The sequence below is a fragment of the Lentisphaerota bacterium genome, assembly GCA_016873675.1.
Lineage (GTDB): Bacteria > Verrucomicrobiota > Kiritimatiellia > RFP12 > JAAYNR01 > VGWG01.
Window position 1 is genome coordinate 19,583 of record VGWG01000027.1, and the last position, 9,706, is coordinate 29,288.

At 67.0% G+C, this 9,706-nt stretch carries 13 protein-coding genes; 3 read left to right on the plus strand and 10 right to left on the minus strand.

Features of this window, described 5'->3' with window-relative positions:
• Positions 1-2: 2 nt before the first annotated feature.
• Positions 3-413, plus strand: coding sequence for a response regulator (locus FJ222_05385; GenBank protein ID MBM4163855.1), 411 nt, complete (start codon positions 3-5; stop codon positions 411-413).
• A 143-nt stretch (positions 414-556) separates the two neighbouring features.
• On the opposite strand, the gene FJ222_05390 is transcribed toward FJ222_05385, so the two are convergent.
• The 7 genes from FJ222_05390 to FJ222_05420 are packed head-to-tail and all read right to left on the minus strand — an operon-like array spanning position 557 to position 5,681.
• Positions 557-1,201 (minus strand): membrane integrity-associated transporter subunit PqiC, encoded by a 645-nt coding sequence (locus FJ222_05390; GenBank protein ID MBM4163856.1) that lies wholly within the window; start codon positions 1,199-1,201, stop codon positions 557-559.
• On the minus strand, positions 1,198-2,199 hold the full coding sequence (locus FJ222_05395) for an MCE family protein (GenBank protein MBM4163857.1): 1,002 nt from the start codon (positions 2,197-2,199) through the stop codon (positions 1,198-1,200). Before FJ222_05395 ends, FJ222_05390 begins: the two co-directional genes overlap by 4 nt.
• Positions 2,200-2,205: 6 nt before the next feature.
• On the minus strand, positions 2,206-3,036 hold the full coding sequence (locus FJ222_05400; protein ID MBM4163858.1) for an ATP-binding cassette domain-containing protein: 831 nt from the start codon (positions 3,034-3,036) through the stop codon (positions 2,206-2,208).
• 12 nt (positions 3,037-3,048) lie between these two features.
• Positions 3,049-4,167 (minus strand): ABC transporter permease, encoded by a 1,119-nt coding sequence (locus FJ222_05405; GenBank protein ID MBM4163859.1) that lies wholly within the window; start codon positions 4,165-4,167, stop codon positions 3,049-3,051.
• On the minus strand, positions 4,164-4,460 hold the full coding sequence (locus FJ222_05410; GenBank protein ID MBM4163860.1) for an HNH endonuclease: 297 nt from the start codon (positions 4,458-4,460) through the stop codon (positions 4,164-4,166). Before FJ222_05410 ends, FJ222_05405 begins: the two co-directional genes overlap by 4 nt.
• A gap of 3 nt (positions 4,461-4,463) precedes the next feature.
• On the minus strand, positions 4,464-5,219 hold the full coding sequence (locus FJ222_05415) for a hypothetical protein (GenBank protein MBM4163861.1): 756 nt from the start codon (positions 5,217-5,219) through the stop codon (positions 4,464-4,466).
• Positions 5,220-5,225: 6 nt separating this feature from the next.
• On the minus strand, positions 5,226-5,681 hold the full coding sequence (locus FJ222_05420) for a hypothetical protein (GenBank protein MBM4163862.1): 456 nt from the start codon (positions 5,679-5,681) through the stop codon (positions 5,226-5,228).
• Here FJ222_05420 and FJ222_05425 point away from each other — a divergent pair.
• Entirely contained in the window at positions 5,680-5,904 is a 225-nt protein-coding gene (locus tag FJ222_05425; GenBank protein ID MBM4163863.1) for a hypothetical protein, read from the plus strand. The two genes, FJ222_05420 and FJ222_05425, sit on opposite strands and share 2 nt — an antisense overlap.
• Before the next feature lie 172 nt (positions 5,905-6,076).
• On the opposite strand, the gene FJ222_05430 is transcribed toward FJ222_05425, so the two are convergent.
• From FJ222_05430 to FJ222_05440, 3 genes are all read right to left on the minus strand, one after another.
• Entirely contained in the window at positions 6,077-6,913 is an 837-nt protein-coding gene (locus FJ222_05430) for a hypothetical protein (protein MBM4163864.1), read from the minus strand.
• A 186-nt stretch (positions 6,914-7,099) separates the two neighbouring features.
• Complete coding sequence (locus FJ222_05435) at positions 7,100-7,663, minus strand: hypothetical protein (protein MBM4163865.1); 564 nt, start codon at positions 7,661-7,663, stop codon at positions 7,100-7,102.
• Positions 7,664-8,009: 346 nt separating this feature from the next.
• The gene (locus FJ222_05440; protein ID MBM4163866.1) at positions 8,010-8,336 is read right to left on the minus strand and encodes a hypothetical protein; all 327 of its coding nucleotides are present in this window, start codon (positions 8,334-8,336) and stop codon (positions 8,010-8,012) included.
• Position 8,337: 1 nt separating this feature from the next.
• Between FJ222_05440 and FJ222_05445 the strand changes: the two genes are divergently transcribed.
• Positions 8,338-9,504 (plus strand): ISAs1 family transposase, encoded by a 1,167-nt coding sequence (locus FJ222_05445; protein ID MBM4163867.1) that lies wholly within the window; start codon positions 8,338-8,340, stop codon positions 9,502-9,504.
• The last annotated feature ends 202 nt before the right edge of the window (positions 9,505-9,706 follow it).

Sequence of the window (9,706 nt, forward strand, 5' to 3'; positions counted from 1 at the left end):
CCATGTTCAAGAAACGCATCCTGATTGTTGATGACGAACCCAAGTTCACGCAAATGGTGCGGTTCAATCTGGAGAAAACGGGGGCTTACGAAGTGATGGAGGTGAACCATCCGAAGCAGGCGCTGGAAGCGGCCACCCGATTCAAGCCCGATCTGGTTCTGCTGGACGTGATGATGCCCGGAATGGACGGCGGCGATGTCGCCGCCCAGCTCAGGCGGAACCCCGGCCTCAAGAATGTGCCGGTCATGTTTGTCACGGCGGCCGTGGCGCAAAGCGAAGCAGGCGAGCACGGTTACCGCAGCGGCGGAGACATCTTCCTCGCCAAGCCGATCACGCTCGACGCGCTGCTCGCGGCCATCGCTGAAAATCTGCGCCACAGTCCGCCCGTGACGGATGCCTGTAAAGGACCGTGACCAGGCGCGTCTCTGCGAGCCTTTTCTGCTCTCGACGCGCGCGCGAGGTCCGACGTCGTTGTTGTAGGGGCTCGTGGAGACGCGGCGCACGAGGCGGAGCAGCGGCGTCCCCGCCGCGCCGCAGGAATGGATCGGCTCAGGGGTCAAGGGGCTGGCGTGCCGCCATCGCCTCCGGCGGCGGGCTGCATGCATGTCTCCCGCACGCGCCCGGCCAGCTCGCCGCACGCCGATTCCAGCGCCCGGCTCATGGCCGCGACCGTTGCGGCGGCGCCGCCATCGGCCACCGGCGCCGACGCCTGCAACGCGCCGGCGGCGCGGACCTGCCGCGTGGCCGTGTCGGTCAGAAACCACGCGCCCTGCAGCTCAACGCGGGCGCCGTTGCGTTCAAAGCGGTTGATCGAGAGGCTCACGCCGAGGTCGCCCGCAGCCGTATCACTCCGCGGCACGACGAGGACGTTTTGCGGCGAGAGCTCGGCCGCGAGATTGTCACTGACCGCGCGGGTCACCGCATCGCGGAACGAGCCGCCCCAGCGGTCGAGTTCCAGATGGACCAGCGTCTGCGCGCCCCCGCTGACGCGGCGCACCGTCACATTCGGGTGGTTCAGGTAGTCGGCCAGCGCAACCGGACCGACCGTGATCACACGGGGCGGCGGCACATTCGGCACTGTCGCCTCCGGCCGCAACCGCGCCGAAAGGGCATAATACCGGACCGCAGGCGAACTCGCGCACCCGGCCACGAATAGAGCGGCGGCCATCCCGCCGACACGGGCACTCCTCTGGATTTTCATTCCTGACCTCCTGTGTTCGGCTTTTTGCCCCGCAGCAACGCCTCCGGGTTCCGCTCCAACGTGTCGGCCAAGGTCCGCACGGCCTGCGCCGCCAGCCCCAGCTCGCGCAACGCCTCGCGCAGCTCTTCAACCGGCCGGTCATCACGCAGCGCCACATCCAACGTCTGACCCGTCTTGCTGATCTGCCCAAATGCGCGCTGCGCCTCCCGCAGCGCGTCGCCCGCCGTCTCCGCGAGATCGGCCGCCGGCCCTTCTTCGAGCGCCAGCACCCGCTCCAGCGCCGCAAACGCCGCTGTCGCCGCCGCCAGCGTCTGTTGCGCCTCTGCCGAAATCGTTTTCACCTCATCACCCGCCGAATGGATCACGGCCCGGGTCTCGGCCACCCAACCCGTGACGGCACCCGGCAAATGCTGCAGGGCCGGATTCTGGAGCAACTGGTTCAGACCGACCAGCACCTGGTTCGCGCGGTCCAGCAGCTCAGCCAGCGGCAATTCATCCAGCCTCCGGGTCAGCTCCTGCGTGGCCGACGCGATGGTCGGAATCTGCAAATGCCCGGTGCGCTCAGGCAACATCCGCGCCGCCTTTCCGGGATGGAAATCGAGATTGATCAGTAACTGACCGGTGACAAAACTCTGCATCTGCAACTGGGCGCGCAACCCTCTCGTGATCAGCATCTGATGATATTCCAGATTCTGCATGCCCGCACCATCGAGCGCAAAGGCACGGGTGTCGATCTCGGTGACGACGGGCACCAGAAATTTCATGCTGGCCAGATCGCCCTCGAGCGTGACAGCCACCACCGTCCCAACCTTGACGCCGCGGAACATCACCGGCGCGCCGACGCTCAAACCTTTCACCGACTCGTCAAAATACTGGATGTAGCGCTGGGTCTGGGTGAACATCCGCCCCGATCCAAAGGCTATCACGCCCAGAACCGCCAACGCCAGACCGCCGACGACGAACGCCCCGATCAGCGTCTTCTTTGCCTCTTCACTCATGGTGTCTCACTCCTTTGCCGCCGGAAGATTCGCCGGCTGCGGCGGGCGGTCCCCGTCGCGCGTCAGAAAACGGATCACCCGCGGATCATCCGACCGGGCAAGCAACTCCCGCGGCGATCCCAGCGCCAGCTGGGTCTGCGCCTCGGCATCGAGAAACACACCGTTCGTGCTGATCGCGAAGAGGCTGGCCAGCTCGTGCGTGACCACCACGACCGTCGTGCCCAGGCTCTCGCGCAGCTCCAGAATGAGGTCATCCAGCCGTTTTGCGCTCACGGGGTCAAGCCCCGCAGACGGTTCGTCAAAAAAGACGATTTCGGGATCCAGCGCCAACGCCCGAGCCAGCCCCGCGCGCTTCTTCATCCCGCCGCTGAGCTCCCCGGGATGACAGGCTTCGCACCCGGCCAGACCGACCAGCGCCAGCTTGAACGCCACCCGCTCGCGAATGGCTGCGGGCGACAGATCGGAGTAAAGCTGGAGGGGCAGCGCCACGTTCTCCGCCACAGTCAGGGAGCTCCACAGCGCCCCGCCCTGATACAACACGCCAAAGCCGCGCATCACCTCCCGCCGCTCGGCGGTCGAACGCTTCCAGAACGGCACCGTCCCGTAAAACACCTCGCCCGCCACCGGCCGCTGCAACCCGATCAGATGGCGCAGCAACGTGCTCTTGCCACAACCGCTGCCGCCCATGATGACGAAGATATCCCCCCGATTCACCGTAAAGGCGAGATCCCGCTGGATCACCCGCGCCCCGTAGGCCAGCGTCAGTCCGCAGACGCGGATCGCCGGCGCCGTGCCAGCGTTCGCGTGCTCCGAATCTGTTGTGGGCTGCTCGTTCATCCGGTGTCCGTCTCAAATCCCCAATGCGTTGCACATGACCGTGACAAGGGCCGTCGCCACAATGATGCTGATGATCCCGTTGACGACCGCCCCGGTCGCCGCCTCCCCCACAGCGGCGGCGTTGCGACCGCATCGCAATCCCTTGTAGCACCCGGTGAGCGCAACCAGAACGCCGAAAAAGGCCCCGTGCAGCAGCCCCACCCATAAATCCTGGACGCGCACCACATCCCGCGTCATCTGGATGTATTCCAGCGGCGTGATCTCGAACAGCCACACCCCGACCGCCAGGCCGCCCAGAATGCCCATCGCGCTGGCGTAGAGACACAGCAGCGGCATCATGAGCGCGAGGGCGATCAGCCGCGGCAGCACCAGAAAGTCGATCGGTTCGACCCCGAGCGTGGCCAGGGCGTCCACCTCCTCGTTCACCTGCATCGTCCCCAGTTGCGCGGCAAACGCCGCGCCGGTCCGCCCGGCCAGAACAACCCCCGTCATGACCGCGCCCATGACCCGCACCACCGCGATGCCGACCAATCCGGCGACGTAGATCTGGGCACCAAACATCACCAGTTGCGCCGCGCCGACAAACGCGAAAATCAGCCCGACCAGGATGCTGATGAGGGAGATAATCGGCAGCGCCTCCGCGCCGCAGGCCGCCATGAACGCCGTGACGTCGGTGCGGCGGCAGGCCGAGCGGCCCGTAAACAGGCGGCCGAACCCCGCCACCACCTCGCCCACAAACGCCAGTCCGTCGACACCCGCCGCCCAAGCTTCCTGCGCGTGGTCCGCGACCCGCGCGAGCCAGGGCCCCGGCTCCCGGTGCGCCACACTCCGCACAGGCGCGGCCTCCGCCAGCGCCAGCAGCCGTCGCACGCCCTCGGGCAGGCCGGTCCAGCGGCAGGCGATCCCGGCCGCCTGGCACCGCCGCTGGAGCTGCAGACAGAATACCGGCAAGCCGCTGTGCCAGTCCGTAACTGCGGTCGCGTCGCACACGACCGCGCCGCAGCCCGCCGCCTCGCGCACCACATCCGCAGGCGCGAGCGCCGGCGTCCCCCCACGCCAATCCCCCTCCATCCGGACATCGCATACGCGATCCGCTATCCGGGGCGAGAGCGTAATGCGCGGCTCGCTCATGGCACCTCTCCCAGTTCATCCAGAATCCGCTCGGCCGGCGTCAGGAACGACTTGGATCGGTTGCAGGCGGCGCAGGCGGGTACGACGTTGCCCTTCACGCTCCGGCCGCCGCGGGCGACGGGCACGACATGATCCATCGTCAACTCAGAGGCCGGGAACTGTTTGCCGCAATAGTGGCAGACTCCGCCGTCGATTTGCCGGCGCCACCAGACGGTCTGACGCAGCCCGCGGGCCTTTTCGCGCTCGCGCGCCACATGCGCCGGATCCTTCCGTATGTCGATCCAATCGGCCATGGTTCACGCCTCCAGCATCGCCTGCATCCACGCGGCATGGCGCTCCTCGTCGGCCGCCGAGCGGGCAAACGCGCCGCGCAGCGACGGAATCATGCAGCCCGCCTCCATCGCCCGGTAGAAGGCCGCCGTGGCGCGCTCGTGCTCGATCGCATGCGTCAGCAAATCGCGGTCCGGGCCGGGGCCGCCCGCTACGGCATCGGCCGCCACGTCGTGCATCAGCCCTTCGGCGGCCGGCAGCGCGGCCTGGAGTTCGACCTCATGCACCGTGGCGTCCATCTGCTCCATCAGCGCGCCGTGCGCCGCCTCTTCGGCGGCGATCCGCTCAAACACCTCGCGCACGCGGGCGGTGGAGGCCCGGGCCGCCAGCGCGCGATAATCATCCAGGGCCGCGCGCTCGAAGGCTGCGGCCTGCCGCAGCACGAGCCGGGCCAGCACGCCCGGCGCCGCAACCCGCTCCGCCCGGGCTGCGGCCGCCCGCGGCGCAATCCCCTCGCGCAGCATCAGCGCGCCGAAGACCAGAAACAGCGCGCCGCCCGCCAGCTTGATGTAGCGCTCGTCGGGGACGAGCTTCTGCAGCAGCCCGCCGGCCAGCACGCCGATGGCCGTGGACGCCGTGAGCGCCAGCGCGCCGGCGGCAAAGACGGTGAGCTTGAACGAGGCGTTGGCGCCCGACTGGCTCATCACCGCCAGTTGCGTCTTGTCGCCCAGCTCGGCCAGAAAGATCATCACAAAGGTGCTCGTGAACAACGTCCAGTTCATACTTTGCTACTCCATCGCCAACAGGCTCACCCGGATCACGCCGGTGTGCGCGCGGGCGGAACGAAACCAGCCGCGGGACCGGCGGCAGACGTAGCGGACGACCGCGGCCGAGGGGTCGAGAGGATCGCTCTCGACGGCGACCACCCGGACGCGCGTGCCGTCGTGTTCGGGACAATACCACGCGCGGCGGCGGGCTTCGCGCAGCAGCTCGCGGCGACGGCTGCCGGAAAGAACCGCCAGCGCGCCGTCGTGGCGCCCGACCCACGTGACCCCGTGGCACTCGGGACATTCGAAGCGCGACCAACCCGCGGCGCGCTCGGCGGCAAACGCCGTTCGTCCGCAGCAGGCGCATGGCGCCTCCCACAACGCTTCGGCCAGCAGCGCGCGGGCCAAAACTGCCCGCTCCTCACTGGCATGACCCGCGTTGAACTCGGCCAGCAATTCCGCTTCGGTCCGGCTCATGGGCGCGCCCCTCCCTGACGCGGCCGCCCAACTCGGATCACGATCCGGCCGTCGGGATCGCACGCGATCGCCGCCTCGCCGGGACCCGAAGCCTGCCGCACACGCCGGGCCGTCGTGCTCACGCAGGCGGCCTCCGCGGCGGCATCGGCGGCCTTCTCCGCCGTGGCGCGAACGCTCTTGCGCCGCGCCGAGAGGATCTCGCCGGCGATCACGGCCAGCGTGACCACGACAATGCCGGCCGTCACATAGATCGGCAGATGCCGACGGCCCAGCTCGTTCAGGCTCAGCACCGCGCCAGCTATGAGTCCGATCGTGCCGATCACGGTCTTAATGGTATCGGTGGATTTGGAGGACATGGGATCATCCGAGAAACGATCGTTCACACCGCGAAGCCTTCACCACTCCGCCACCCGCTCGCATGCCCAGAAAGTGTAACCTGCACAGGCCGCCGCCGCCACAAAAAAAAGCGCCCAGGCCGCAAAGCCATCGGCCGTGAAGCGGAACAGCGTCACCCCGGCCGCCAGATCCACGGCCACGGTGGCCGCCAGCAGCGCGAAACTCGCCGCATTGGAGCGGCGCGCCATCGCCCAGCGCGTGCCGAAGGGGGTCAGCCACGGCAAAGCCGCCACGAACCCCAGCCACAGCGCCAGCCGCAGCCCCCAGCCCAGCCGCTGCGCGCGCAGCGCGAGGCGGGTCAGCGGTCCGGGACACCAGACGCCGACAACCTCCTCACGCAGCAGCCAGCGCCCGGCGCGCACGTCGTAAGCCCGCACATCGAGCACGGCGCGGCCGCGAAAACCGGCCGCCTCAGTGCGCACGCGGCCCGCAACCACGGCATCCAGCTCCACCCGGCCCCCGGCGTGCAGCGCCTCGTCGAGGCTGACGGCCGCGCCCAGCGCCTGCGCCATATCCGCCAGAAACTTCCGGATCGGCGAACCATCGACGACGCTCAAGCCGTCGCGCGCCGCCAGCGCCCGGCGCATCGCGACGGTCACGGCGTCGCGGCGGTCACCAATGAAATGGGCGACCCCGATGCGGAGTGCGCCCGGCTCGGAGGACGCGATACGCCGCGCCGCCTCGTCGCAGGCGGCCGCCACGGCCCGCGACTCGGCCTCGGTGTACGGCTCCGGCCGCTGCCGCAGGAACACCACGGCCTGCCAGATAAAGTAGAGGGCGCACAGAACGGCCAGCCCGCGCAGGAGCTTCAGAAACAGCAGGACTATTTTGATCATCGTACGGCTCCAGCCTGGGCACGGAAAGGGTTCAGGGTTCAGGGTTCAGGGTTCAGGAAGAAGATACCGCGTTCCACACCGGACGTGCAAGGCTTTGTTCGGCGTCGTTGGGTATTGGGTGTTGGGTGTTGGTTTCATTCCCTTTCACCTGCGGCGCGGCGGGACGCCGCAGCCCTACCCGTTGGATTACTGGATGGAGATGCCGGATTCCTCGATCAGCTCGTCGAGGCCCGCAAGGCGATAACGGGCGCAAGTCCTGCGAACTTCGTCCAAGTCGAAATCCGGGTTGCGCGCCAGCAACTCGACAATGTCGGCCTTGGATTTGAACCCGCCGGCGTAGAGCTTCAACGCGATGAGCTGGGGAAACGGAACGAGTCGAAGTGGACTACCAACCCTCACCACCGCGCTGGACAGGCGCACCGCATCGTCAACGACGGCAGGGAAACGGCCTGCGAAACTGACCACCTGAATGAGGCCGAAGGGACCGCTCACGTCCATCACGCCCCCCAGCGGGTCTGTTGCGTCAGGTTCGCGAAGTTCCACCGCGTAGCCGCCGCGACGTAACGCGTCCGCGACGGCGCGTAGCGTCGGAAGATCGGCATTGACTCCCAAGTCAACGTCCTCGGTGTATCGAACGTAGTGGAAGGCCGCCAGCGCGACCGCGCCGATCACGACGGCATCCACGCGATGTTGTCTCAGGATGGTGACGACATCCTCGGCGGCGTGAAGGATCGCGTCGGCGTCGTTCATGGGCGCTGCCCCGCGGCGACAGGTCGAATCCACGCAAACCTGCTGCCCATCGTTAGAGCCGAACGGACTCTGTCTTCGATAGTCATCCGCCGCAGGCGTTCCAGTTCCCGCTGGCGGGACTGCATCGCGCATCGGCTGTGCGCCGGCTTGTGTCCACTGTTCGCGTTCATGTCGTCGTAACCCATGCCGCTTGAATTCGCACGTGACGCTATCAGCCCAGAGAACATCCGAAACAAACCGAAAACCATGCTGTTCGCGTTATTTGCCGACCAAAAAACGGCGTTATCATACGGCTTTCGGCCCCGCCCGTCAATGCCGGGCGTCAAAAAGTCCAGGGCAAACGCATCTAAATTTCCTTCTTTTTGACTTTTTTTGGTTCATTTCTTGCTGCCAATGCGGTCTTCCGCGTGTCCAGGACCACCAGATCGGCGTAGCGTTCCGCCAGCCCCATGAACTTTTTGTACCCCTCGACCGCCTGTGCGACGGCCCTCACCTCGGAGGCGGGCACATAGCGCACCACGTTGCGGCCGCCCTCCCAAGACTGGAGGTTGTAGTAGCGGCCGCCCCGCATCGGGCAGAGCTTGCCCCTCTCCATCCGCCCGATGGCGGCCATCTTCCCGATAATCGATTCGCGTGTTGACTTCATGGCCGAAGTATATAGAATACTATACATTATGTCAACCGATCCTTCAGTCACACCTGGAAGCGTCCCCGTCAGCCTGATCGACTGCTTCGGGACGATGCCGGATCCGCGCCTCGATCGGACCCGATGCCACAAGCTGATCGACATCCTGGTCATCGGCTTCTGCGCCACCCTCGCCGGCGGCGAGGGCTTCAGCGACATGGAGCAGTTCGGGCTGTCCAAGGAGGCGTGGTTCCGCGGCTTCCTCGAACTGCCCAACGGCATCCCGTCGCACGACACCTTCAACCGGGTGTTCCAAGCGCTCGACCCTGCGGCGTTCGGTGAACGCTTCGTGCGCTGGACACAGGGGCTGCGGGCCGCGGTCTCCGGCGAGATCGTGGCCATCGACGGCAAGGCGCTGCGCCGGGCGCTGGGGAAGGGCAAGGGGGATGCGCTGCCGTACGTCGTGAGCGCCTGGGCCTCGGATAACGGGCTGGTGCTCGGCCAGATGAAGGTGGACGAGAAGAGCAACGAAATCACGGCGATCCCGCAGCTGCTGCGGGCGCTCGAGCTGAAGGGCTGCATCGTGACGATCGACGCGATGGGGTGCCAGAGGAAGATAGCCCGCGAGATCGTGGACGCCGACGCCGACTACGTCCTCGCCCTGAAGGGCAACCAGGAGACCGTCCACGACGAGGTCAGGAGCTACATGGACGACGCGATCGCCCGGTGGCAGGAGAACCCCGGCTCCGACCAAGAACTCGGCCATTGCGAGACTGTGGAGAAGGACCACGGGCGGATCGAGACCCGTCGCTTCTGGCAGAGCTGCGACACGGGCTGGTTCGCGGACCGCAGCAAGTGGGAGGGCCTGAAGAGCTTCGGCGCGGTCGAGTCCGTCCGCGAGGTCGCGGGTGCCGTGACGATCGAGCGCCGCTACTTCCTGCTCAGCCTGGGGCGCGGCGTCTGGACGTTCGCCAGGGCCGCCCGCCTCCACTGGGGCATCGAAAACAAAGTCCATTGGCTTCTGGACGTCACGTTCAGGGAGGACCAGAGCCGCGCCCGCCACGGCCATGCCGCGCAGAACCTCGCCACCCTGCGGCGCCTCGCCCTCAACGCGGCCAAGCGCGAGAACACCAAGCTCAGCACGCGCCTGAAGGTCAAAAAGGCCGGATGGAGCAACGACTACCTGCTCGCTCTCCTCGGCATCGACCCCGCGTGACGGCTCAAGGCGCATGCCCGAGCGACGGCGCGAGGCCTCGCCCCGGCCGCCGCTTTGGACGAAACCGGGCCCATCGACCTGCTTTCCCGCCGGAACGCGCAGTGGATGGTCAGAGAACCCGACCGGCCTTCGGAAAAAGGCAATGAAGCAATCCCTGAACCAGAAACTGACAAAGGTTCAGAAATTAGATGCGTTTGCCCTG

What these genes read in the sequence shown, in the direction of transcription:
- FJ222_05385 (MBM4163855.1), top strand. Translation starts at nt 3, where the DNA reads ATGTTCAAGAAACGCATCCTGATTGTTGATGACGAACCCAAGTTCACG.
- FJ222_05390 (MBM4163856.1), bottom strand. Translation starts at nt 1,201, where the DNA reads ATGAAAATCCAGAGGAGTGCCCGTGTCGGCGGGATGGCCGCCGCTCTA.
- FJ222_05395 (MBM4163857.1), bottom strand. Translation starts at nt 2,199, where the DNA reads ATGAGTGAAGAGGCAAAGAAGACGCTGATCGGGGCGTTCGTCGTCGGC.
- FJ222_05400 (MBM4163858.1), bottom strand. Translation starts at nt 3,036, where the DNA reads ATGAACGAGCAGCCCACAACAGATTCGGAGCACGCGAACGCTGGCACG.
- FJ222_05405 (MBM4163859.1), bottom strand. Translation starts at nt 4,167, where the DNA reads ATGAGCGAGCCGCGCATTACGCTCTCGCCCCGGATAGCGGATCGCGTA.
- FJ222_05410 (MBM4163860.1), bottom strand. Translation starts at nt 4,460, where the DNA reads ATGGCCGATTGGATCGACATACGGAAGGATCCGGCGCATGTGGCGCGC.
- FJ222_05415 (MBM4163861.1), bottom strand. Translation starts at nt 5,219, where the DNA reads ATGAACTGGACGTTGTTCACGAGCACCTTTGTGATGATCTTTCTGGCC.
- FJ222_05425 (MBM4163863.1), top strand. Translation starts at nt 5,680, where the DNA reads ATGGGCGCGCCCCTCCCTGACGCGGCCGCCCAACTCGGATCACGATCC.
- FJ222_05420 (MBM4163862.1), bottom strand. Translation starts at nt 5,681, where the DNA reads ATGAGCCGGACCGAAGCGGAATTGCTGGCCGAGTTCAACGCGGGTCAT.
- FJ222_05430 (MBM4163864.1), bottom strand. Translation starts at nt 6,913, where the DNA reads ATGATCAAAATAGTCCTGCTGTTTCTGAAGCTCCTGCGCGGGCTGGCC.
- FJ222_05435 (MBM4163865.1), bottom strand. Translation starts at nt 7,663, where the DNA reads ATGAACGACGCCGACGCGATCCTTCACGCCGCCGAGGATGTCGTCACC.
- FJ222_05440 (MBM4163866.1), bottom strand. Translation starts at nt 8,336, where the DNA reads ATGTATAGTATTCTATATACTTCGGCCATGAAGTCAACACGCGAATCG.
- FJ222_05445 (MBM4163867.1), top strand. Translation starts at nt 8,338, where the DNA reads ATGTCAACCGATCCTTCAGTCACACCTGGAAGCGTCCCCGTCAGCCTG.